This window comes from Myxococcus sp. AS-1-15 (genome assembly GCF_020037055.1).
GTDB lineage: Bacteria > Myxococcota > Myxococcia > Myxococcales > Myxococcaceae > Myxococcus > Myxococcus fulvus.
On record NZ_JAIQDF010000001.1, the window covers coordinates 1,007,539 to 1,030,026 of the forward strand.

A 22,488-nucleotide genomic window follows, 5' to 3' on the forward strand; every position below is an offset into this window, starting at 1 on the left:
ATGCTCCGCAATCTCTCCCGACGCTCCCTGCTCCAGGCCCTGGCGGGCTCGACGGCGGCGCTGCCCCTGGCCAACCTGCTCGGCACCACGGACGCGTACGCCCAGGCCACCACTCCGCCTTTGCGCTTCATCGCCATCTTCACCGCCCACGGGTGCCTTCCGGAGTACTGGAACCCGCAGGGTGGGGAGACGGACTTCACGCTCGACTTCCCCAACTCCATGCTGCAGCCGCTCCAGGCCCACCGCTCCAAGCTGCTGGTGCTGGACGGCCTGGACTACCAGGTGCTCTACGAGCACGGCCTGACGGGCCACGAGGGCGGTCCGCTCACGTTCCTCACCGGCAGCAAGGTCAACACCGCCAGTGGTGACGACCTGCCGGAGAACGCCTCGCTGGACCAGGTGCTGGCGGCGCAGATTGGTGGCGCCACGCGCTTCCGCTCCATCCAGCTCAACGCCTGGGAGCAGTTCGGCGGCCAGCACGTCTACAACAGCATCAGCTTCACGCCGAACGGGGGCCGCGTGCCCTTCGAGCGAGACCCGGCGGGCGTCTACCAGCGCCTGTTCGGCAACGCGCCGTCGCCCTCGCAGGACCCGGGCGAGGTGGCGCAGAACACCGCGCGTCGCAAGAGCCTCCTGGACTACCTCATCAAGGACGCCACCCGGTTGAGCAAGCGGCTGGCGGGCGCGGAGAAGCAGAAGCTGGAGACGCACCTGGAGTCGCTGCGCGACATCGAGCGGCGGCTGGGCACGTTGAGCACCACGCCCACGCCGGCGCAGCAGGAGCCGCTGCCGGCGGAGGCCGCGTGCAGCGGCGGCACGGCGCCCCCGGCGTTCGACCTGGGCCAGCTCGGCAACCTCGACAACATGCCGACGCTGACCAAGCTGCACCTGGACCTCATCGTCCGGGCCTTCGCGTGTGACCTGACGCGCGTGGCGACGCTGACGATTCCCGGTCCGTCGATGCCCTGGCTCGGCATCCACGAGGACACGCACAACGACCTGGCGCACCGCCTGGACGTGACGGACGAGCCCTTGCGCTCGGACATCCGCGGGAAGATGGTGAAGGTGCAGCGCTGGTACGCCGAGCAGGTGGCGTACCTGATGAACGGCCTGGCCTCGGTGCAGGAGGGCAGCGGCACGGCGCTGGACAACACGCTCATCCTCTGGGGCAACGAGCTGGGGGATGCGTCCGGGCACATGAACGTGCGCGTGCCCACGGTGCTCGCGGGCGGCGCGGGCGGGAAGTTCCGCATGGGCCGCTTCCTGCGGCTGCGTCCGGCGGGCTCCAACCCGCTGAGCAACTGGGGCGGGCCGGGCACGCCGCTGCCGGGCGCCGTCGCGCACAACAAGCTGCTGGTGTCCATCGCCCAGGCCTTCGGGGTGAACGTGAACACCTTCGGCCATCAGGACTTCAAGGGGCCCCTGTCGGGGCTGACCTGACGGTCCTTCCTCGCGGCGGGAAGCACCACCCCGCCGCGAGGCTCTTTCCGGGGGCGAGCGTGCCGCCTCGGTGCGCGAGTCGCGGCCTCCTTCGCCCGAGCGCATGATTCCGCCTCAGTCGGGGCGTGCCTCGCGCGCATCCTCACCACGCCACCGCCGCAAGAGCTCGGACGCGCTCCCTCCGCGCTCCAGCCGCGCGTCCGTCACCTGTCCACCCGCGTCCACGCGCACCACGAACGTGAGCGTCGGCTCGCCGCGCAGGTGGTAGCGCAGGTCGGCGATGCGCACCTCGCGCCCGCCCTCCACCGGCACCACCGTCACCACGGGGAAGCGCGCCCACGCCAGCGCCTCGCGCACGGTGGGGATGGCCTTCAGGTCCGCGGGCAGCACCTCCACCGGCGCCTCCACCCGGCGGTCCTCGCGCGGCTCCCCGAACAGCGACAGCTCCCCCGCCGCGAGCACGTCGCCCGGGAGCCGGGCCACGTACCGCCACGTGCGGAACGACAGCGGGGCAGGGAAGACGCGCACCGCCTGGGCCTCGGGATAGGCCCGGTCCACGCGCCCCGTCAGCACGCCCCACGACACCACCCGCGCGCCGACATACGCCATGGAGCACGCGAGCCCCACCAGCACCGCCTTGCGCCACACCGCCCGCCGCCGCCAGGCCACCACCGCGCCCACGACGAGCGGCAGCGTCACCCACGGGTCCACCACCACCGTCCAGTCCAGGCTCAGCCGCGCGTCCGAGAAGGGCAGCAGCACCCGGGTGCCCCAGCCCGTCCACAAATCCGGCAGCAGGTGCGCGAACACCACCGACACCAGGCTGGTGACCAGCACGGGCGTCCACCGCGCGCCCCGGAACACCGCCCGCGCCACCAGCGTGGCCCCCAGGGCGACGACGGGCGTGAAGAGCAGCGAGTGGGACAACCCCCGGTGCGCGTGCAGCGCCACCGTCACCGCGTCGCCCCGCGCCAGCAGCGTGTCCAGGTCCGGCAGCTCCGCGGCCAGCACGCTCGCCAGCAGCACCGCCCGGTCCGTGGGCGTCGACCGCTCCGGGGCGCCGGGACGCACGTCGGGGCGGCGCAGCGCGCCGATGGCCAGTCCGAGCAGCCCGTGGGTGAGGTTGTCCATGGCGCCTTGGGCCTCTAGCGCCTTTGTCCCTCCAAACACCAGCGGCGGGACGTGGAGTCGCCTCCGCCGCCCCGCCGCCAGTCACCTCACGCCTCGGAAGGGATTACCCGCCGAGCGCGCCGTTGATGAGCGGCGCGACGATGCCCATGCCCGGGTCCTCGGCGTTGTAGCCGTTGGGCGGCTCGTAGATGCGCACGCGCTGGTTGTTGCCCACGAAGCGCTGCAGGAACACGTCCATGCCCACGAACTCGCTGCGGCACGTCCACGACTGCCACGGCGCGGAGATGTACTCGTACCACTTCTTCTTCTCCATCTGCTGGCAGGCGTGCGCGCCGATGAAGGTGATGATGGTGCTGCAGTGGCTGGAGTTGATGGCGCGCTCGTGCGGGATGAAGTAGCTGAAGTTGTTGTACTTGCTCAGCTCCGTCACCAGCGCCGCCTCGTCCGTCTTCCAGTACGCGTGCACGGACTCCTTGTCGTTCGGCGTGTGGAAGCGCTCATAGGAGAAGCGCGAGTAGTTGTAGTCCCGCGTGTAGCCCGTGTACGCCAGCTGGTCGTTCGGGAACTCCGTGGCCACCATGCGGTTGATGGTGCCGAAGTCGTTCTGGCTGAACGACGCGGGCAGCAGGCCGAACACGGAGTTCAGGTTCCACGACTCGCGAATCTTGTCGTGCAGGGCGCGCGACTTGAAGTTGGCGTTGGGCGCCAGGAAGATGGGGCCGGAGTCGTTGAGCAGGTAGCCCCGCGCCGGGTTGATGATGCGCCGCGCGAAGTAGTAGCCCGCCGACGTCGCCGTGCCGCCCGCGCTGTAGCCCGTCATCAGGAACTTCTGCACGTTGGGGAACTGCGTCTTCGCGTAGTTCGCCACCGCCAGCGTGTTGGTGTAGCCGTTGTGGTGCCACGTGAGCGGCGGGTTCGCGCCCGTCTGGTCCACGTACGTCTTCACGTTGTTGCCGATGTGCACGTCGCCGGTGCAGTACGGCACGTAGACGATGTTCCAGCCGTTCGTCACCAGGTTCGTCTTGCTGCGGCCCGGCAGGCCCGGGTCCGCGCCGTTGACGAGCGGCGAGACGTACTTCGCCGTGAACTGGGTGATGTAGTCGTCGGCGATGCCGTTGGGGTTCGCCGCGCCCAACAGGCCCGCGCGGCCGCTACAGGTGTCGTAGTCCCAGCACGCGCCGCCGCCCTCGAGCAGCATCAGCAGGTTGGGCGAGTTCGTCTTGTGGATGAAGAACTTGAACTGGGAGCCATTGCCACACTTCGTCCCAGGCAGCTCCACCTTCTGCCAGTTGTAGTTGTTGCCGCCATCCACCAGCACGCTGACGATGGATGAGACGATGACTTCCGAGCGGGCGGCGCTGGGGACCATCAGCGCAGCGACAGCGAGGCACGCCACGAGTACGCGCTTCATGCAGGCTCCTCCGGGTTTGGGGGGAAGTCCGGTCTATAGCCCACGTTGACACCCGAGTCAGTCTTGAATGTGTTGTTTCATGTTTCGAGCATCCGCCTGGTTTGTGATGCATTGCGGCATGACAAGCGTTGGTTGCCATGTGTGCGAGGTGCGCGGTATTCGGGCGTCATGTCCGACAAAGCGGGGTCGAAGCGGATGGGCTGGCTGGCGGGGCTCGCGGGGGGGGCGCTGGTGGCCGCGCTCGTGTTCTCCCTCTGGGAAGAGGCGCCTTTGCCTCCGCCCGAGCCGGAAGCCCCCGTCGCCGCGCCCACCCCTCCGCCCGCGCCGCCCACCCCCGCGCCGGAGCCGGTGAAGCCGCCAGGAATGACAAGCAGCGTCATTCCCCCGGCGCTCCAGGCCCCCGAGCCGGAGGATGAGCAGCCCAAGCCCTATCCCCTGGATTTGGAGGCGCTGCGCGCGAGGCTGCCCGACAACCTGTACTGGGAGCTGGGCGCGCCGACGAAGGACCCGGAGCTCATCCGCAAGCGCGAGGAGGAGACGCGGCGGTGGAACGAGCTCTTCGGCCGCGTGCAGGCGGGTGACGCCACGGAGGCGGAAATCCAGCAGTACTACGAACGACGACGCAAGGTGTCAGAGGACATGTTGCTCTTCGCCACGACGGTGCTGGAGGAGCAGGGGGACGAGCTGCCGGACCGCGACCGGGGCCTGTACGAGCTGAGCATCAACATGCACCGCACCCGGCTGTCGGAGTACCCGCGCCAGGAGGCCGACGCGCTCGCCCACCGCCGCGCGCAGGAGGCGCGTCGCCAGCAGTGGCGCCAGCAACAGCAGCAGCAGCAGGGGGAGCAGACGCCTCCCTGACGCGGGCGTGTTGGGTAGTGGAAGCTTGCGGGCTGGCGCGTGCGGGGGGCGGATTGGAGCCATGGCCCCCCTGGCGCTAGGACTTGGCGCATGGCGGTGGAGACGAGTCGGACGGGAGCGCCCGGCGCGGGCGAGCCCGAGGCGGGCTCTCCGGAGCAGGTGCACCGGTCCGCGGGGGAACTGGAGGAGCGCGTGGCGGAGCGCACGGCGGCGCTGGAGGCCGCGCTGCGGGTTCGCGACGAGTTCCTGTCCGTGGCCTCGCACGAGCTGCGCGCGCCGCTGACCTCGCTGCGGCTCTACGTGGACGGGCTGGTGCGCTCCGCGCAGGTGGGGGCGCTCACGCCCGACGACGTGCCCCGGAGGCTGGGGCGTGTCCAGGACCAGTGCCGCCGGTTGGACCGGCTCATCGCCACGCTGCTGGACGTGTCGCAATTGTCCACGCAGCGGCCCGTGTTGGATTTGGAGGAGGTGGACCTGGGCGCGCTGGTGCGCGGCACGGTGGAGCGCATGGAGGAGGACGTGCGGCGGGCGGGCTGTGACTTGTACGTGCGGGCCCCGCCGGGCGTGGTGGGCGCGTGGGACCGCACGCGGGTGGAGCAGGTCTTCACCAACCTGCTCACCAATGCCCTCAGGCACGCGGCGGGGACGCCCATCGAGGTGGTGCTCACCACGGAGGGCGGCTTCGCGCTCCTGTGGGTGCGCGACGGGGGCCCGGGCATCCGCGAGGAGGACCAGGCGCGGCTGTTCCAGCGCTTCACCCGACTGGACTCGCGGCGGCCGGGCTTCGGTCTGGGGCTCTGGATTTCCCGGCAGTTGGTGGAGCTTCACGGAGGGCGCGTGTCCGTGGAGAGCACGCCGGGCAAGGGGGCTTGTTTCAGCGTCCGCCTGCCGCTTCCCGCGCCGCCCTTGGACAGGCCCTGAAACTTGCACTCCGGGGCCTTGGAGTGTTGTCTGACGAGCAGACGCGTGGGAGGAGCCGGTGGGCCGGGACGAGGGAAGTGTTAAGCGGGAGCAGGGGCCTTGACCCGCATCCGCACCGAGCGCGTGGAACACCATTTGACCGCAGAGGGGCCTGCCAGCGACGACACCGCCCTGTGGGACCAGTTCCCGGAGAGCGTCGCCATCTGTTCCCTGGAAGGGGTGTGCCTCTACGCCAACCCGGCGCTGGAGCGCGCCTTCGGTGGCCGGCGCGAGGAGCTCTTCGGCCGCATGCCCTGGGAGGCGTACCCGGAGGTGCTGCGCGAGCAGCTCCAGGAGCGCTTCGACCGGGTGGCGGCCACGGGCGAGCCGGAGGAGTTCGAGTGGCACTTCGCGAGCCGTGAGCGCTGGTTCGTGCTGCGCCTGTTCCGGGGCCGGGGCCGCGTCTACGTCTTCTCGCGGGAGAACACGTCGGAGAAGAAGCAGGAGGCCATCCTCCGCGGGCTCTACGACGAGACGCGCCGGGCGCAGCGGCACGCGGCCTTCCTGGCGCAGGCCAGCGAGGTGCTCACCTCGTCGCTGGAGCACGACGAAATCCTCCAGCGCCTCACGCACCTGGCCGTGCCGCCGCTGGCGGACGGGTGCAGCGTGGACGTGCCCATGCCGGACGGGAGCGTGCGGCGGGTGGCCATGGCGCACGTGCGGCCGGAGATGGTGGAGGCCACCCGCGCGTACCACGCGCGCTACCCCATCCTGATGGACGCGCCCCACGGCGTGGGCAAGGTGCTGCGCACGGGCACCACGGAGTACGTGGCGGAGCTGCGGCCGGAAATCGTCGCGCGGGCGTTCCAGGACGAAGCGCACGGGCGGGCCACGCTGGCCCTGGGCATGTCGGCGTACATCATCGTTCCGTTGATGAGCCGGGGGCGGGTGCTGGGCGCGCTCTCGCTGGTGAACACGGAGAAGGGCCGGCGCTACACGCAGGCGGACGTGCGGCTGGCGGAGGACCTGGCCCGGCGCGCGGCCACGTCGCTGGACAACGGCCGGCTCTACACGGAGGCGCACGAGGCGGTGCGGGCGCGCGACTCGTTCCTGTCCGTGGCCTCGCACGAGCTGAACACGCCGCTCACCTCGCTGACCCTCAACGTGCAGGCGCTCCGGCGGCAACTGGAGGCGCACCCGGCGAGCATCGGGGACGTGGCGTCCGAGTCCATCTCCAGCAAGGTGCTGTCCGTGCAGCGGCAGCTGTCGCGCATGTCCGGGCTGGTGCGGGAGCTGCTGGACGTCTCGCGAATCACGGCGGGCAAGCTGCGGCTGGAGCGCGAGGAGATGGACCTGGCGGCGCTCGTGCGAGAGCTGGTGCCGCGCTACGCGGAGGAGCTGGCCCGGGCGGGGTGCGCGCTCCGGCTGGAGACGCCTCCGACGGCGACCGGCTCGTGGGACAAGCTGCGCGTGGAGCAGGTCATCCAGAACCTGCTGTCCAACGCCATCAAGTATGGCCGGGGCCGCCCCATCGACGTGCAGGTGGGCGTGGACGAGCAGCGCGCCTGGCTGCTCGTGCGCGACGAGGGCGTGGGCATCGCGGTGGAGGCGCAGTCGCGGCTGTTCCAGCGCTTCGAGCGGCTCGCCAGCGAGCGCCACTACGGCGGGCTGGGGCTGGGCCTCTGGATCGTCCGGCAGATCGTCGACGCCATGGACGGCCGCATCCTGGTGCGCAGCGCGGCCGGCCAGGGCTCCACCTTCACCGTGGAGCTGCCGCGTCGACCTCCCGCGGGATGAGGTGCGAGCGCGCGCCCGACGACACCACCCAGAGCTGGTGGGACGTGCGGGTGATGGCCACGTGCAGGCGGCGGCGCGTCTCGTCGTCCACGGGCCAGGCCCTGGCGGTGACGTCCGGGAGGATGACGTAGTCGAACTCCAGGCCCTTCACGCTGCCCACATCCGTGACGTCCACGCCGGGCTCGAAGGAGAACTCCCCGTCCTTCACCCGGCGCGCCCAGGACTGGTCCGCGACGACGCGGTACACGGCGTCCGCGGACTCGGGGCTGCTGGCGATGACGCCCACGGAGGCGTGGGGCTCGCGCGCGACGAGGTCCCTCAAGGCCTCGCCGATGAAGAGCTGCGCCTGGGCCTCCACGGGGAAGTGGTGGAAGCCCACCGGCGCGCCCGGGCGCTGGGGCCGCGACGCGGACTCCGCCTTGGCCTGGGTGCCGAGCACGCGCCGGGCCAGCTCCACCACGGGCGCGGGGCAGCGATAGGAGACCTGCAGCCGGCACGTGGCGGCGTCGCGGATGCCCAGCTCGTCCAGCGCCTCCGGCCAGCCCGCGAAGCCCGCGTCCGTCTGCTGCAGCTCGTCGCCCGCGAGCGTGCAGCTCCTGCCCTTGCCCAGCAGCCGCCGCACCACGAACAGCTCGAACAGGGAGAAGTCCTCCGCCTCGTCGAGGACGACGTGGGCCAGGCGCTCCAGGCCGAGCGGGCCCTGCTGGGCCTTGAGGAACATGAGGATGGGCAGGTCCTCCAGGTCCACCGTGCCCGCGAGCGCGTAGGGCGTGTCCTCCTCGATGGCCTTGCCGTCCACGGTGATGAGCCGGTCCGGGTCCGTGATGTCCTTGAGCTCCTTCGACAGCGGCGTGGAGCGCTGCAGGCGCGTGTGCTCGAGCACCTCGTCGATGGCGGTGAAGGGCAGCTCGCCCTTCGCCGCGCGCACCACCTCCTCCAGGAAGCGCCGGTCCAGGTAGGCGTCCGCGAGCCTGCGGTGCAGTCGCTCCAGCGTGGTGCCCGCCTCCGTCTTCGGCGCGCCGATGCGCGCCAGCAGCGCGCGGCGCAGGGCGGGGTGGCGCTTGAGGCGCGCGGCCAGGGGCGGGGTCTCCGGGCTCAGCTTGATGCCCGGCAGGTCGAACGCCGAGCGCGCCGCGGCCAGCAGCCACGCGTCCCGCGTCTCCACCGTGACGCGCCCCAGGCCCAGCGGCGCCAACAGCCGCCGCGACAGCCGCGCCAGGCCCTCCTCGGGGACGATGAGCTTCATGCGCGACTGCGGGAAGCGCTCCGCGTCGTCGAAGGCGATCTTCGCCAGCCGGTGCAGCGCCACCGTCGTCTTGCCGCTGCCCGCGCTGCCCAGCACCAGCAGGGGCTGGCCCGCCTCCACCGTGACGGCCTCGTACTGCTCGGCGTCCAGCAGCGCCGTGACGCCGAAGACATCCTCGACGCGCCGGGCGCCCTTGCCGGTGCCCAGGGCGCCGGGACGTGCCGCCGTGCCCGCGCCTCCCGCCTGGAGCGAGGTGAAGTCGCGCCCCACCGAGCGCCACGTGCCGTCGGCGGCGCGCTCCAGCACGCGCGCGCCGGAGATGATGCGCGTGAGCACGCCCTTCTCGATGACGACGAGCCGGCGCACCTCGACGGTGCCCTCGGACAGCCGCTCACCGAACTGCTCCTCGAACGCGTCGCCCTCCTCGTACGAATAGAAGACGCGGGCGATGGGGGCGAAGCGCCAGTCGATGACCCGCACGCCCGCGCCCACGTCCGCGAAGGTGGTGCGCCCGAGCAGGTAGTCGCGCGGTCCCGCCTCGCCGACGAGCCGCAGGTGCGCGAAGTAGGGCGCCTGGGCGTCGGGCAGGTTCGCGGACTCCTGCCGGTCCAGCAGGGCGCGCGTCTGGTCCATCTGGAAGAACAGGTGGGGCAGGTCCGCTTCGGCGGCGGTGGCCGCGTCCTCGCGCAGGGCCTGGAGCTGCGCGACGAGCAGGCGGTTCTCCTGCGTGCGTCCGGCCTTCTGCCGCGCCGCCTCGAGCGCCTGTTGGACGCGCGACAGGAGCGCCTCCTCCTCGGCGATGAGGGCCTGGTCGGCTTCGGCGAGAGCGTGCGGGGCGTGCGTCATGGGCGGCAAGGTGAACCTGGGGGTACTGGCGCGTCAACCCGTTGGTTTTCCTGACGGAAGTGCTACTTTGAATCGTGAGAGCAAGGAGCGGGCATGCGGCGGTTCACCCCTCGGCTGGTGCTGCTGGTGCTGGCCTTCCTGTCGTGCTCGTCCTCCAGTCCGCGCACGGAGCTGCACCGCGGCCAGTCACCCTTCACGCTCATCACCGTGACGGAGGACCGGGAGGGCCGGCGCTATCTCCAGTTCGATGACTCCGGCGCGCTGCAGAGCGTGGTGTGGCCCGGGCAGCCGAAGAAGCTGGAGCTGGCGTACACGCGCGTGTCCATGGTGGCGCTGGCCTTCGTACCCAAGCCCCAGCGCGTGCTCGTGGTGGGCCTGGGCGGCGGCGCGATGCCCATGTTCCTGCGCGCGGTGCTGCCCGAGGCGCACATCGACGTGGTGGACATCGACCCGGACGTGGTGGACGTGGCCAGGCGCTTCTTCGGCTTCCGTGAGGACGCGCGCCTGAAGGCCCACGTGGCGGACGGCCGGACCTTCATCGAGGCGAAGCGGCCTGCGTACGACCTCATCTTCCTGGACGCCTACGGCCCCGACAGCATCCCCGAGCACCTGGGCACCGTGGAGTTCCTCGCCGCCGTGCGGGCGAGGCTGACGGCGCGTGGCGCGGTGGTGGGCAACGTCTGGGAATACCCGCCCAACCCCCTGTTCCCCTCCATGCTCCGCACGTGGCAGGCGGGCTTCACCCAGCTCTACACCTTCGAGGTGGCCAACGCCGCCAATCGCATCTTCGTGGGCGTGCCCTACCCGGAGAAGCAGACGCGTCAGGCATTGGAGACGATTGCCAACAAGGTCGAGAAGGCGCAGGGCGTCCCCTTCGACCTGAGCGCATTGGTGGTGGAAGGTTATGCCGACGCCACCACGCGCAAGGAATTGACGGGGCAGGTGTTGAGGGATGCGCCCGCTCCCGCCGCTCCGCCGCCTGCTCCTGAGTCGAAGCCTTCGCCTCCCGCGCCGTGACCCCTGGGACACGTGAGTGATTGCGTCGCGGCGGGGGCCGCGCGCTAGAGTCCCGTCCGTCTCGTCACGCCCCTGTACCCGTGTCGTCCCGGAGGATGAATGTCCCCGTCTCCTGTGGGGCCGCCCTCGTTGTCGCGCCGAGGGTTGCTCAAGCGAGGGTTGTTCGGAGGCGCGCTGCTCGCGCTGGGGGGCGGCGGTTTCCTGTGGACGCGTGAGGGATTGTCATTGCCCCTTCCGCCCGAGGGCCTGAAGGTGCTCGGCGCGCGCGAGTACGCCACGCTCCAGGCCATGGCCCGCCGCGCCTTCCAACCGCGAGACGGCTGGCCGGACGCGGACACGGTGCGCGTGGCCTTCCTGGTGGATGGGCTGCTGGCGGGGTTGGACCCGGCCGTCGCGAACGAGGTGAAGGCGGTGGTGGGTCTGTTCGACAACGCGCTCGCGGGGCTGCTCTTCACCGGACGCGTCACGCCGTTCTCGCGGCTCGGTCCCGAGGCGCAGGATGCCGTGCTCGAGTCCTGGAGGACGTCGCGGCTGGTGTTCCGCCGCGGTGGCTACCACGCGCTGCGCGGGCTCCTTTACGCCGCCTACTACTCGCACCCGGCCGCCATGGCCGCCACGGGCTACGCGGCGCCGGAGGGCTTCCACGTCGCGGACGCGCCGGTGTGGCGTGGGCCCGAGGATGGACCCTTCGCGGGCTCGGGAGGGGGCACGCCATGACGGGACGCATCCGGACGGGAGCTGAGCTGACCGGGGACCAGGCGCTCACGTGTGATGTCTGCGTGGTGGGCAGCGGCGCGGGCGGCGGAGTGCTCGGGTTGGAGTTGGCCCGGCGCGGGCTGGACGTGGTGATGCTGGAGGAGGGCGGCTACCACACCCGTCGCGACTTCGACCTGAAGGAGGCCAAGGCCTACGCGACCTTCTACCAGGAGGGTGGCAACCGGGCGACGGACGACCTGTCCATCGGCATCTACCAGGGGCGCACCGTGGGCGGCGGCACCGCCGTCAACTGGTGCGCATGCTTCCGCACGCCGCCCGAGATTCTGGAGCACTGGCGCGACGCGCACGGCGTGAAGGGCCTGGACGCGGCCACGCTCGCGCCGCACTGGGACTGGCTGGAGGATCGGCTGAACATCCGTGACTGGCCCATCGAGCAGGCCAATCGCAACAACCGCATCCTCTGGGACGGGCTGGGCGCGCTCGGGTATGGCCGAGGCACGGTGAAGCGCAACGTGCGCGCGTGCGCGTCGCTGGGCGCGTGTGGACTGGGCTGTCCCACGGACGCCAAGCAGTCCACGCTGGTGACGCTCATCCCGGAGGCGGTGGAGCGGGGCATGCGGCTGTACGCCAACGTCAGCGCGCGGCGACTGGAGACGAACGGCGGCCGGGTGACGGCCGTGCACGGGGACATCCTCGACCCGAGGACGAACCGGCCCACGGGCAGGCGGCTCACCGTGAAGGCGAAGGTGACGGCGGTGTGCGGTGGGGCCATCAACTCGCCGGGCCTGCTGCTGCGCAGCGGGCTCACCGGACGAGGACGGGTGGGCAAGCGGTTGTTCCTGCATCCGGTGGTCGTGTCCAACGCGCGCTTCCGCGAGCGCGTGGAGGCGTACTCGGGCGCGCCGCTCACCGTGTACTCGCGGCAGTTCATCGACCGGGGGCAGGGGCGGATGGGGTGGCTCCTGGAGGTCCCCCCGCTGTTGCCGCTCCTGAGCGCGGTGGCGCTCAACGGCTTCGGCGCGGGGCACCAGGACTTGATGGCGGGCCTGCCCCACGCCAACGCGCTCATCTCCATCTGCCTGGATGGCGTCCAGCCCGGGGACGAGGGCGGCACCGTGGCCCTGCGCGGCGCGGGCGAGTACTCGCGCTTCAAGGTGGACTATCCCCTCACGGCGCTGCACTGGGAGGCCTTCCGAGAGGCGCTCAAGGTCGCCGCGCGCATCCAGTTCGCCGCCGGGGCGGAGGTGGTGCTCAGCCCGCACTCGAAGCCGGTGGTGATGCGGAGCGAGCAGGACATCCCGCTGCTCGATGACGCGCCCTACGCCCCGCTCGAGTGCTCGGTGCTCAGCGCCCACCAGATGGGAGGGTGCGCCATGGGGGGGAGCCCCGAGACGAGCGTGGTGGACAGCACGCTGCGCTACTGGGACTGTGACAACCTCTTCGTCGTGGATGGCTCGGTCTTCCCCACCGCGCTGGGCGTCAACCCGATGGAGAGCATCCTCGGCGTCGCGCATTGGGGCAGCCAGCACGTCGCCGCCGCGGTGAGTGGCTCCGCGTGACAGTGATTCCAGACCGGGCGCTGATGGCGCTCCAGGCTGCCTTTGGTCTATGGACCTGGGGCTGGCGCCCGGAGGGGGCGCGGTGTGTCTGTCCCGCAGTCGCGCGAGTCCGCTTCATATGAGCTCACAAATCCAGGTTGGGAATCCTCCGCGTGGGCGGAGGGTGGTGTCGGCTGTCGTGGGGGTGCTCTGCGTCGTGCTGGGCGCGTGCTCCACGCTGCCGCAGCGCGGACAGGTGGTGATGCGGGACGTGTCCTTCCCGCTGCGCGACTTCCGCATGCCGTCGGGGCTTCGCGTGGTGGTGGAGCAGGACCCGCGAGCGCCCGTGGTGGCGATGGTGGCCCTGGTGGGCGTGGGCGGCTCCGGCGACCCGATGGGCAAGGAGGGCCTGGCGCACGTGGTGGAGCACCTGGCCTTCCGCGCGCGCCATGGGGGAAGCCCCTCGGTGTCGACCCGGCTGGAGGACGCGGCGGCCGGCTATTCGAATGCCTTCACCAGCATGGACCACACCGTGTACCAGACGGTGGCGCCCAAGGAGTCGCTGGACCTGCTCGTGAAGATGGAGGGGCAGCGGCTGTCCGCGCCCCTCTCGGGCCTCACACCCGAGATGTTCGCGGTGGAGCGGGAGGTGGTGCGCAACGAGCTGCGCCAGCGCAACGAGACGGGCTTCGTGGGCCAGGTCTTCAGCTGGGTGCACGCGTCCGTCTATGCACCGGAGCACCCGTACTCGCGCCCCGTCATCGGCACGCATGAGTCGCTGACGGCCCTGTCGCTGGCGGATGCGCAGCGCTTCACGCGCGCCCACTACCGGCCGGACAACACGACGCTGGTCATCGCCGGAGACGTGGACCTGGCGAGGGTGGAGGCGGTGCTGCTCGACAACCTCCCCCCGGAGTGGGTGGGCACCGGGGCCCCGCTGGCGGTGGACTCGCGCATGCCCCCCGTGTCCGAGCCGCCCCTGCGCGCCGCGCCCGCGCAGATGCCCGAGTACCAGGCCGCCGTCGGCTCTCCGGAGCTGTACATCTCCTGGGTGCTGCCGCGCTCCTTCGACGAGGCGAGCGCCATCCACGACTTCGTGCGGGTGAACCTGGGCCGCAGCCTGGGGGGCTCCATGCGGCGGGACGGTGACATCGCCGGGTTCTCCACGATGCTGTTGCCCGGCACGCGCGCGTCGCTGCTGGTGGTGAGGGTGGTGCTCACCCAGGGCAGCCACCCTCGCAGGTCCGCGGACAACATGCTGGACGAGGTCCAGTGGACGTGGAGCCAGGAGGCCGGCCAGGCGGGGGCGGTGCTCGGCCGCGAGTACGACTTCCAGGCCCTGCGCCGTAACGTCATCACCGGCATGGTGCTGGAGTCCGAGGAGCTGCTGTCGCGCACCGTGCGCCGGGCGGAGCTGACGCACTTCATGTTGGATGCGCGCGGGTACACGCGCTCTCAGCGGGCGCTGATGACGCTCGACGGCGGCAAGGTGACGGACTTCGCCTACAAGTGGCTCCAGCGCGAGCGCGCGCGCGTCATCCTCGTGCGGCCCGGTGAGTCGGGCGGCGCGGTGGTGGCCGCGCCCGTGGCGCTGCCGGAGGAGCCGCCCGCGAGCGCCCGCTCCGAGCGCGTCGCCCAGGCGGCCCAGGCCGCGCTGTCCGCGCCGGTGCGGACGCTGAAGCTCGACAACGGGATGGAGGTGCTGCTCGCGCCCCGGCCGGGCCTGCCCGTGGTGCGCGTGGGCGCGGTGCTGGGCGGAGGGCGCACGTACGGGCCCAAGGCGGGCGTGGCGGAGATGGCGGAGTATGGCTCCTTCCGCGAGTCCTGGTTCGAGGGCAACGCGAGCCACTGGGGTCTGCACGTCCACGGCGGCATGCACCGGGACCACCAGCGCTTCGAGGTGGCCGGGACGTCCGGCAACGTCGGCAACATGCTCGCGATGCTGGCCGAGCAGCTCTCCTCCACGCGGACCTCGTATGACGCGTGGCGGTTCCTCCAGGAGCAGCTGGTGCCGTGGCGCAAGACGTTGGACTCCCACCCGGAGGAGCGCGCGCAGCGGGACCTGATGCAGCTGCTCTACGAGCCGCACCCCTACTCGCGCCACGCCACGGGCGAGGAGCTGTCCCGCGTGTCGGAGGAGGACATGACCGCCTGGATTCGCGACGTCTACCGTCCGGCCAACACGGTGGTGGTCATCGCGGGTGAGTTCGACGTGGCGACGGTGGAGCCGCTGGTGCGCGAGTACCTGGGCGGCTGGAAGCACGGGCCGGCCTCGCCGGTGGAGGTGCCCGCCGCGCCGGGGCTGCCGTCGCCCGCCGCGAAGCCCCGGACGCTCGTGACGTCCCGCCCCGGCGCGACGCAGGGCCACCTGCAGCTGGCGTGTCGGCTGCCCACGGCCACGCCGGAGGCGGCGGCGCGCTACGACGTGATGGCGGAGCTGGTGGGCCGGCGCATCTTCGACCAGGTGCGCGCGCGCCAGGGCGCGTCGTATGGCTTCAGCGCCAGCACCTGGCTGGGACGCGGTGGCGCCTCGCACCTGCTGGTGGAGGGACTGGTGGACGCGCAGCGCATGGCGGAGGGCGCGAAGGCCGTGCAGGACACGCTCGCGTCGTTCGCCCAGGGCGTGGACGAGGCGGAGCTGGCGCGCGCCAGGAAGCGCCTGCTGTCCCGCGACGCGGTGTCGTTCGTCTCCTCGGAGTCGTGGGTCCAGTCGCTCCTGGACGCGCGCGTGCGCGGCTTCCCCGCGGAGTCGCTGGCCCAGCGCCCCGCGCACCTCCAGGCGGTGACGGCCGAGCAGGTGAAGCAGGAGTTCGACGGCTGCGTGAAGCGTCTGGTGGTGGGCGTCGTCGCGGACAAGAGCCGCGTCCTGCCGATGCTCCAGGCCCTGTCGTCACCCTGACGGGCGGCGTGCTCCCTCGCCTGGTGTCCGTCCACCCAGGCGAGGCAGGCGGGGCCCTGCGTCCTCCCGCTCCGACGCTGACTACCTTGCCTGGACAGGAAGACATCCGCGAGGGGGCAGGCATGCGGTGGCAGGGAGGACGTCGCAGCTCCAATGTGGAGGACCGGCGGGGGGCGGGGTTGGGACGCCCGCTCGCGGTGGGCGGCGGGGCGGCGTCGCTGGTGGTGGCGCTGCTGGTGATGCTGCTCGGGGGAGACCCGTCGGTCGTCACCACGCCGAGCGGTGGACGCGGGCCGTCCAGCGACTACGGCACGGGCGGCTCGGGCGTACCCGATGACCCGCGGCAGGCCGAGCTCAAGGACTTCGTCTCCGTCATCCTGGCGGACACGGAGGACACCTGGCCCGGCCTCCTGGAGCCCCACGGCGTCGAGTACGTGGACCCGCGCCTGGTGCTCTTCACCGGCGCGGTGCGCTCGGCCTGCGGGTTCCAGCAGAGCGCGGTGGGGCCCTTCTACTGTCCGCCGGACCAGCGCGTGTACCTGGACCTGGACTTCTTCGACGAGCTGGACCGCCGCTTCGGTGCGCCCGGCGACTTCGCGCAGGCCTACGTGGTGGCGCACGAGGTGGGGCACCACGTGCAGAACCTGCTGGGCATCTCCCGTCAGGTGCAGGCCGCGCGGCAGCGCGCGTCGCCGGAGGATGGCAACGCGCTGTCGGTGCTCCAGGAGCTCCAGGCGGACTGCTTCGCCGGCATCTGGGCGCACCATGCCCAGCGCGAGCGCCAGATTCTGGAGGCGGGTGACGTGGAGGAGGGCCTGGGCGCCGCGTCCGCCATCGGCGACGACACGCTTCAGCGCCGCGCCCAGGGGCACGTCGTCCCCGAGTCGTTCACCCACGGCTCGTCCGCGCAGCGCGTCGAGTGGTTCAAGCGCGGCCTGACGCAGGGCACCCTGGAGGCGTGTGACACCTTCGGGGCCCAATCCGTTCCACGCCGTCGTCGCTGAAGCGCCGCCACGGGGCTGATTGACAATCAGACCCCGGCTCGCGGTTGAATGCCCTCCGCGCGGTGGCCGGTCCGCGTCCATCGACGCGGGAGCGGGCGTGTTCCCAATCAAGACGTTGTGGTGTCTGGGGGTGCTTGCGGGGCTCGTCTGGGCGCCCGCCGCCGAGGCGCGCTTCGGCAAGAAAAACACCCCGAGCGACTCGAAGTCGAGCACGCACGACTCCAGCGCGGACCCGGACACGCACGAGGCCTCGGCCATCGGCACCGAGGACGACGATGACGACGGGAAGAAGCCCCGCTCGCGCGACGCGTTCACCGACGATGACTGTTGCTCGGACGAAGGAGACGACGAATCGGGCGGCATCGTGGCGAGCCTGCTCAGCGGGCTGTTCCAGGGCGCCGCCCGGACCATCGCCAACACGGGGACGCACCTGTCGGAGCGGCTCGACCCGGAGACGTCCCAGCCCCTCCTGGCGGGGCGACGGCACGCGGTGCCGCTGTCCTTCCGGCTGAGCGCGCAGCGACTGGTGATGCTCGACGACGTGCGCGGGGTGGACCTGCTCGCGGGGCTGGAAGGCCAGCGCTTCGGGGTGGAGACCCGCATGATGTGGCTGAAGCAGCCCACGGATGACGGCACGCCGGGCGAGGACGACCTCATGCTCGTGTCGGCGCACCTGACGTATGCCTTCGTGGTGCACGACGCGCTCCGCTTGCGCGCGGAGGGCGGCCTGAGCACGGCCCACGCCCCGGACATCACCCTGGCGGGCCCGAGCGTGGCGCTGTCCTTCGAGGCATGTCTGTTCTCCCCGCTGGACTTCGAGGCGCGCGCGCAGCTGACGCCGCTGCCGTTCCTCCAGGTCGACGCCACGGTGGGCCTGGCCCTGCACCTGGGCAGCCTGATGCTGCGCGGCGGCTGGCGCGGCCTGTACCTGGATGACCTGGGGACTGTGGACGGCGTGGCCCACGTGGACAGGATGCACGGCCCCTACTTCGGTGGCGGCTTCACCTTCTGACGGGGACTGCGGGTCGCTAGCGGTGGCCCCGCATCTTCCACCACAGGATTCCCATGAAGCTCTCCGGAGGAGGCTCCGGAGGTGTCATCGGCTCGTCCTCCTCGCGCGTGCGTCGCGCGGGGGGAGGCGGAGGGCGGTGCACGGTGGGCAGGGGCTCCGGGCTGTGCAGCCCGCGCGAGGCGCGATCCAGCGCCTCGGCGAAGGAGCGTCGGGCCACGTCGTTGGATTCGACGCGCTGGGGCCCCGAGACGCGCTCGAGGGCGCGGACGCGGAGGATGGCGTCGGCGCCCTCGACGCGGCGCAGGCCTCCGACGCGACCGATGGGGCCTCGGGGTTTGCGATGGTGACTCATGCCGGACCTCGCGGGGGGAGACGTCAGGGTGGGGGCTGGGTGGCGATGGTCGCCGTCTTCCGGGAGATGAACTCCTCGCGGCGCAGCAGCAGCTTCGCATCCTTCTTCGGGAGGATGCGCAGCTGGAAGCGGCGCTGCGTCGGCTCGTCGACGGAGAACACGTTCCTGTCGCTCACCAGCAGCACGGCCGTGGGCACGGCGAGCTTGGGCGCGCGGTGTCCGTAGAAGTGCACCACGACATGATAGGGCCCCGGCACCAGCTTGCGCGCGTGGTACAGCTCCGGCCCCAGTCCATCGGTGATGTCCCAGTAGAGCTGGCCTCCGAGCCGCGTCTGCTTGTGCTGGTAGTAGCAGCGCTCGCCGTCGGGCTCGATGACCCACAGGTCGATGTCCGTCTGGTCCGAGTTCCAGTGGGTGGTGAGCTGATAGCCGATGGGTGCGCGGGAGAAGGCGTCGCCGTACATGCCCGACGTCCCGGGGCTCCCAAGCTCGGCGAGGCGCGCGCGCAGCTCCTGGACGATGGGCTCCGCGCGCGGGTGTCGCGCCAGCGCGGAGAGCATCCGGCCGTAGTGGTACGTCGCGACCAGGCTCAGCTCACCGGGGTGCCGCGGGAAGGGGCGGGCGAGCAGGATTTCGTAGTTGCGCGCGGCCTCGGCGTAGCGGCCGGCGGCGTCCAGCGCGAGCGCCTCTTCCAGGTAGGCCTGTCCCTCGAAGGTGCGGCTGAGCCGCAGGTGCTCGAACAGCTCCGTCGCCGCGGCGTACTGGCCCAGGGCGAGCAGGCCGTAGCCCACCAGTCGCAGCGCCTCCGGGTCCTTGGGGCGCAGCTCCACGGGGGACGAGAGGGCCCGCACGGCGCCTCCGGTGTCACCCGCGAAGGCGCGCTCCCGGGCGATGCCTTCGTACAGCGTCACATCGTCCCGGTTCTCCCGACGCGCCTTGCGGTACGTGAGCTCCGCGGTGAGGCGGGCCTCGCCGCCCGCGTAGGGCTCGTCGCGCAAGGGCTGGCGCGGATGGGTGGGCGCGAGGGCCGCGCGCTGCCGCGTCAGGGCGTCCACCACGGCGCGCCCCGACTTGGGGACGGCGTCCAGGTCCAGCCCCACGAGCGCATCCCGGCGCTGGTCCTGCTCGCGCTTGCGCAGGAGCTCCAGGTCGGTCAGCTCCACGCGCTCGTCGCTCAGGGCGAAGCGCGTGTAGTCGGCCGCCGTCTCGAGCACGAGCATGGACGCGCGCGCGTTGGCCAGGTGGTAGTGCTGGCTGAGCGCCACCACCATCCGGTCCAGCCGCACGTCGTCCAGCGAGACGAGTCGGGCGACGAAGAGGTCCGCCCAGGCGCGAGGCGCGAACGCGCTGTTCGTGTCGCGAGGCAGGGGCACCTCGAGCGTCTTCTCCTCCTCGCCCGCGCGGGTGGACACCACGAGCGCCGCGGCCCCGGGCTCCGTCAGCCGCCCGGCCACGAGCAGCTCCTGGCCCGGGAACACCAGGTGCGGGCGGCCCGCGATGACCAGGTCCTTCACCGGCGCGCCCTTCACCTCCACGCGGGAGAGCACGACGGGACTGGCCCGGTGCGCCGTCGCCGCGGCATCCACCTGGGCTCCGGAGAGCACCGACACGCCCCGGCCTCCGCTGGCCCGGGCGAGCGCGTCGAACAGCTCCGTGTTCACCGCGGCCTCACCGAAGCGGTACGTCACCCACCGCAGCGACTCGGCGCTGGTGTGCCGGGAGATGAGCGACTCGACGGTGCTCGGGCCCCACGTGACGTTGCCGTCCGACAGCAGGAGGGCCGTCACGCGCGTGCCGGGCCGGGCGGGCTTGAGCCAGTCAGCGCCGGCACGGTCCAGCTCCGCCAGCATCCCGTCCACGTGCGACGCACCCTCCAGGTACACGCGCTCCAGCTCGGAGAACGTCTCCCGACGGCGGGCGGCGTCGTTCGTCCTCCAGCCCGTGCCGTGCAGCCAGCGGGGGCGCACGTCGAAGAGGAGCACCGCGTACTCCTTCAGCGTGGTGTCCTTCTCCAGGAGCGCGCGCAGGGTGGCGGCCTGGAGCGCCCAGGCGTTCCCGTCCTCGGTGGAGAGGGAGGTGTCCACCACCAGGACGGCGCGCCCGGTGGGCGGGCCCTCGGCCGTCGACGTCAGCTTCGCGGGCAGACGGACGCGGGCATGGAAGGCCTGGCCGGGAAGGCCCGCGTCGTCCTTGCCCACGAGCACGTCCGCGTCGGCGTCCTTCGGCGCGAGCGCGACGGACAGCGCTCCGTCACCCTTCAGCTGGGGCCAGTCATGCACCCGCCACGCGCCGAGCATTCGAGCGCTGCCCTTGGCGTCGGGAGCAACGAGCTCCTGCCGCACCTGCGTCGGGTCCACGTGGACGCGCGCGGACACCTGCACGTCCTTGCCCGCGCCGACGGGGAGGGGCCACGTGTAGCGCAGGTGCTGGCCGTCGTGGATGAGCGTCTGCTCGTAGGCGATGACCACGCGCTTGAGCGAGCGGGGCGGCAGCGGGAAGACGCGCGCGCTGAACGTGGAGGCGCCCGCCCACTCGAGCAGCGCGGGGTCGACGTTGTCGCGGACGATGTCCTCGTAGACCTCGCGGGCGCGCTTCTGCTCGACGACGCGGGCCTCCTGCACCTCGCCCCATGAGCGCTTCGCGCCCTTCGGACTGGGAGGCGCGGCGGCGGTGAGGCGCTCCAGGTCGGCGGTGCCGTCGCCCAGCGCGGGCAGCAGGTCCGAGGACTGGAAGAGGGAAGGGGCGTTCACCGCGACGGCGCCCGAGTAGAGCGCGAAGCCCGCGACGGACGCGCCTCCGGGCAGCGGATAGTAGAAGGTGCCTTCGAGCGCGTGGGGCGTGTCGTTCTCGAAGAGGTGGTCCACCACCGTGCGCGCGCGGGCGCCCTGGATGTACGTGACGACGCGAATCGCGCGGGTCTTCAGCGGCTGGTAGCGGCCGGACTCGTCACGCACCAGGACCTTGGCCGCGCGAGGCGCCGCGTCCACCTTGGGCAACACGGGCGTGGGCAGGTTCGTGGGCGGTGGAGCGCCGTCGGCCCGCTCCTTCTTGGAAGGCTCCTGCGTGAGCTCGCCACCGCCACCGCTGCTCCCGCGGATGACCTGCATGGCTTCACGCGACCGGATGACGGCCTGACGGGCCACGGCGTCCGCTGTTCGCCTCTCGAGGGAGAGAGCTTCCTGGGCCTCTCGGGGCGCGGGTGCGGCGGCGGGAGGCGGGATGGCCGCTCGGAGCGCCTGTGGCCTGGGCGGCGCGCCTCCGGGCGCTCCTTCGAGCAGCTCTCCGGTGGTGTCTGGAGGCAAGCCACTCTCGGCCCGCAGGTGGTTCAGCAGGCGCTCCATCGCCTCGTCGTCGAGGAGCGTGGGGTTGGCCAGGGCGTCGCGAAGCTCCGCGACGTCCACCTCACCCGGCTCGATGACACCGGGCACCGTCGCGGGCGCGGTGAGGCCCGCCTTGGCGAAGCTGTCGGGAGTCGTCGCGGGCTGGGGGGCCGAGGGCGGGGCCGTGGAGGCCTTGCGCTCACAACCCACCATGGCGAGGCACAGCAACAGGGCGGCGGCCGACAGTCGCGAGACGCGCATGTCGGGGGACGTTAGCCCAACACCGTGTCACGCGTGGAGGACGCCCTCCGGACGGGTGTCAGTCGAGATACCCCCAGCGGTCCTCCTCGAAGACGTAGTAGGGGCGGCCGAAGGGAAGCCGGTCCGTCCAGCCGAGCACGTGGCGCTGCTGCGTCACGTCATAGGTGAAGCCGAAGTGCGGGCCGTCGAACTTCGCCCGGGGCAGCTCGGGCAGCAGGTCGGGGACGAGCTCGGACAGCGCCTCGGGGAGCCGGCCACGTCGCGCCTCGAACTCGCGACACGCGGCGATGAGCCGCTCGGCGTTCTGCTGGGCCCGCTCGCTCCCCGCGCGGTCGGGCCGGAGGGTGACGTACACCGTCGCCGCCAGGGAGACGGTGTTCTGGACGAGCCGCGAGGCGTGGTCCTTCCACTGTCGCAAGGTGCTTCCCAGGTGTGTGCCCATGCCGCCGCCTCCGCTGTGCCGCGCATCATCGCCCGGCGCGCCGTCTTCGTGCGCGGCACTGCCTATCTTTTTCGCGAGGACGACCCAGGAGGACGTGATGCCGGACATCGATGAGCGCCAACGCGCGGGCGACCCCTCGGAGGGCAGGACGGCGCGGGAGACGGGCTACGAGGAGGAGGTGCCCGGGCACACGCCCGGGGTGGCGGAAGGTGACGATGACGAGGCACCCCACCGGGAGCATCCCTTCCCGGACCCGGACAAGACGCCCGGCTGCGCGGAGGGCTGAGCAGCCAT

The 22,488-nt window shown here is 71.8% G+C and carries 17 protein-coding genes; 11 read left to right on the forward strand and 6 right to left on the reverse strand.

What is annotated here, in order from left to right:
* Window positions 1-1,440, forward strand: a complete 1,440-nt coding sequence (locus tag K8625_RS04215; RefSeq protein ID WP_223745284.1) for a DUF1552 domain-containing protein — start codon at window positions 1-3, stop codon at window positions 1,438-1,440.
* Window positions 1,441-1,554: 114 nt separating this feature from the next.
* On the opposite strand, the gene K8625_RS04220 is transcribed toward K8625_RS04215, so the two are convergent.
* Both K8625_RS04220 and K8625_RS04225 read right to left on the reverse strand, forming a co-directional pair.
* Window positions 1,555-2,571 carry a metal-dependent hydrolase gene (locus K8625_RS04220; RefSeq protein ID WP_223745285.1) on the reverse strand — a complete coding sequence of 339 codons (1,017 nt, stop codon included), beginning with the start codon at window positions 2,569-2,571 and terminating at the stop codon, window positions 1,555-1,557.
* 103 nt (window positions 2,572-2,674) lie between these two features.
* The gene (locus K8625_RS04225; RefSeq protein ID WP_223781906.1) at window positions 2,675-3,982 is read right to left on the reverse strand and encodes a pectinacetylesterase family protein; all 1,308 of its coding nucleotides are present in this window, start codon (window positions 3,980-3,982) and stop codon (window positions 2,675-2,677) included.
* 168 nt (window positions 3,983-4,150) lie between these two features.
* On the opposite strand from K8625_RS04225, the gene K8625_RS04230 reads away from it, so the two are divergent.
* The 3 genes from K8625_RS04230 (at window position 4,151) to K8625_RS04240 (ending at window position 7,540) form a co-directional block, all read left to right on the forward strand.
* Window positions 4,151-4,843 (forward strand): hypothetical protein, encoded by a 693-nt coding sequence (locus K8625_RS04230; protein ID WP_223745287.1) that lies wholly within the window; start codon window positions 4,151-4,153, stop codon window positions 4,841-4,843.
* A gap of 90 nt (window positions 4,844-4,933) precedes the next feature.
* Window positions 4,934-5,764, forward strand: coding sequence for a sensor histidine kinase KdpD (locus tag K8625_RS04235; protein ID WP_223745288.1), 831 nt, complete (start codon window positions 4,934-4,936; stop codon window positions 5,762-5,764).
* A gap of 99 nt (window positions 5,765-5,863) precedes the next feature.
* A complete protein-coding gene (locus K8625_RS04240) occupies window positions 5,864-7,540 on the forward strand; it encodes an ATP-binding protein (RefSeq protein ID WP_223781907.1) in 1,677 nt (558 codons plus the stop codon).
* On the opposite strand, the gene K8625_RS04245 is transcribed toward K8625_RS04240, so the two are convergent.
* A complete protein-coding gene (locus K8625_RS04245) occupies window positions 7,503-9,632 on the reverse strand; it encodes an ATP-binding domain-containing protein (RefSeq protein ID WP_223781908.1) in 2,130 nt (709 codons plus the stop codon). The genes K8625_RS04240 and K8625_RS04245 overlap by 38 nt on opposite strands.
* Before the next feature lie 93 nt (window positions 9,633-9,725).
* Here K8625_RS04245 and K8625_RS04250 point away from each other — a divergent pair, with 93 nt between their 5' ends.
* The 6 genes from K8625_RS04250 to K8625_RS04275 all read left to right on the forward strand — a co-directional run bounded on the left by K8625_RS04250 (window position 9,726) and on the right by K8625_RS04275 (window position 17,819).
* Complete coding sequence (locus tag K8625_RS04250) at window positions 9,726-10,649, forward strand: spermidine synthase (protein ID WP_223745291.1); 924 nt, start codon at window positions 9,726-9,728, stop codon at window positions 10,647-10,649.
* A gap of 99 nt (window positions 10,650-10,748) precedes the next feature.
* On the forward strand, window positions 10,749-11,366 hold the full coding sequence (locus tag K8625_RS04255) for a gluconate 2-dehydrogenase subunit 3 family protein (RefSeq protein WP_223781909.1): 618 nt from the start codon (window positions 10,749-10,751) through the stop codon (window positions 11,364-11,366).
* On the forward strand, window positions 11,363-12,925 hold the full coding sequence (locus tag K8625_RS04260; RefSeq protein WP_223745293.1) for a GMC family oxidoreductase: 1,563 nt from the start codon (window positions 11,363-11,365) through the stop codon (window positions 12,923-12,925). Before K8625_RS04255 ends, K8625_RS04260 begins: the two co-directional genes overlap by 4 nt.
* A 166-nt stretch (window positions 12,926-13,091) precedes the next feature.
* Window positions 13,092-15,803 (forward strand): pitrilysin family protein, encoded by a 2,712-nt coding sequence (locus K8625_RS04265; RefSeq protein ID WP_223745294.1) that lies wholly within the window; start codon window positions 13,092-13,094, stop codon window positions 15,801-15,803.
* A 122-nt stretch (window positions 15,804-15,925) separates the two neighbouring features.
* Window positions 15,926-16,807: a neutral zinc metallopeptidase gene (locus K8625_RS04270; RefSeq protein ID WP_141331514.1), complete on the forward strand. Its 882-nt coding sequence runs from the start codon at window positions 15,926-15,928 to the stop codon at window positions 16,805-16,807.
* Between the two features lie 97 nt (window positions 16,808-16,904).
* Window positions 16,905-17,819 carry a hypothetical protein gene (locus K8625_RS04275; RefSeq protein WP_223745296.1) on the forward strand — a complete coding sequence of 305 codons (915 nt, stop codon included), beginning with the start codon at window positions 16,905-16,907 and terminating at the stop codon, window positions 17,817-17,819.
* 16 nt (window positions 17,820-17,835) lie between these two features.
* Here the strand turns inward: K8625_RS04275 and K8625_RS04280 are convergent, their stop codons facing one another.
* Genes K8625_RS04280 through K8625_RS04290 form a run of 3 tightly spaced genes read right to left on the reverse strand, consistent with a single transcriptional unit; the run spans window position 17,836 to window position 22,194 of the window.
* Window positions 17,836-18,171 (reverse strand): hypothetical protein, encoded by a 336-nt coding sequence (locus K8625_RS04280; protein ID WP_223781910.1) that lies wholly within the window; start codon window positions 18,169-18,171, stop codon window positions 17,836-17,838.
* A gap of 23 nt (window positions 18,172-18,194) precedes the next feature.
* Window positions 18,195-21,752 (reverse strand): hypothetical protein, encoded by a 3,558-nt coding sequence (locus tag K8625_RS04285; RefSeq protein ID WP_223781911.1) that lies wholly within the window; start codon window positions 21,750-21,752, stop codon window positions 18,195-18,197.
* Window positions 21,753-21,810: 58 nt separating this feature from the next.
* Window positions 21,811-22,194 (reverse strand): hypothetical protein, encoded by a 384-nt coding sequence (locus K8625_RS04290; protein ID WP_223745299.1) that lies wholly within the window; start codon window positions 22,192-22,194, stop codon window positions 21,811-21,813.
* A gap of 97 nt (window positions 22,195-22,291) precedes the next feature.
* Between K8625_RS04290 and K8625_RS04295 the strand changes: the two genes are divergently transcribed.
* Window positions 22,292-22,480, forward strand: a complete 189-nt coding sequence (locus K8625_RS04295; protein ID WP_141332274.1) for a hypothetical protein — start codon at window positions 22,292-22,294, stop codon at window positions 22,478-22,480.
* The last annotated feature ends 8 nt before the right edge of the window (window positions 22,481-22,488 follow it).

Excerpts from the sequence above, each read along its gene's own strand:
- K8625_RS04290 (WP_223745299.1), bottom strand. The coding sequence starts at position 22,194 with ATGGGCACACACCTGGGAAGCACCTTGCGACAGTGGAAGGACCACGCC.
- K8625_RS04220 (WP_223745285.1), bottom strand. The coding sequence starts at position 2,571 with ATGGACAACCTCACCCACGGGCTGCTCGGACTGGCCATCGGCGCGCTG.
- K8625_RS04280 (WP_223781910.1), bottom strand. The coding sequence starts at position 18,171 with ATGAGTCACCATCGCAAACCCCGAGGCCCCATCGGTCGCGTCGGAGGC.
- K8625_RS04245 (WP_223781908.1), bottom strand. The coding sequence starts at position 9,632 with ATGACGCACGCCCCGCACGCTCTCGCCGAAGCCGACCAGGCCCTCATC.
- K8625_RS04260 (WP_223745293.1), top strand. The coding sequence starts at position 11,363 with ATGACGGGACGCATCCGGACGGGAGCTGAGCTGACCGGGGACCAGGCG.
- K8625_RS04250 (WP_223745291.1), top strand. The coding sequence starts at position 9,726 with ATGCGGCGGTTCACCCCTCGGCTGGTGCTGCTGGTGCTGGCCTTCCTG.
- K8625_RS04230 (WP_223745287.1), top strand. The coding sequence starts at position 4,151 with ATGTCCGACAAAGCGGGGTCGAAGCGGATGGGCTGGCTGGCGGGGCTC.
- K8625_RS04270 (WP_141331514.1), top strand. The coding sequence starts at position 15,926 with ATGCGGTGGCAGGGAGGACGTCGCAGCTCCAATGTGGAGGACCGGCGG.
- K8625_RS04255 (WP_223781909.1), top strand. The coding sequence starts at position 10,749 with ATGTCCCCGTCTCCTGTGGGGCCGCCCTCGTTGTCGCGCCGAGGGTTG.
- K8625_RS04235 (WP_223745288.1), top strand. The coding sequence starts at position 4,934 with ATGGCGGTGGAGACGAGTCGGACGGGAGCGCCCGGCGCGGGCGAGCCC.
- K8625_RS04295 (WP_141332274.1), top strand. The coding sequence starts at position 22,292 with ATGCCGGACATCGATGAGCGCCAACGCGCGGGCGACCCCTCGGAGGGC.
- K8625_RS04285 (WP_223781911.1), bottom strand. The coding sequence starts at position 21,752 with ATGCGCGTCTCGCGACTGTCGGCCGCCGCCCTGTTGCTGTGCCTCGCC.
- K8625_RS04215 (WP_223745284.1), top strand. The coding sequence starts at position 1 with ATGCTCCGCAATCTCTCCCGACGCTCCCTGCTCCAGGCCCTGGCGGGC.
- K8625_RS04225 (WP_223781906.1), bottom strand. The coding sequence starts at position 3,982 with ATGAAGCGCGTACTCGTGGCGTGCCTCGCTGTCGCTGCGCTGATGGTC.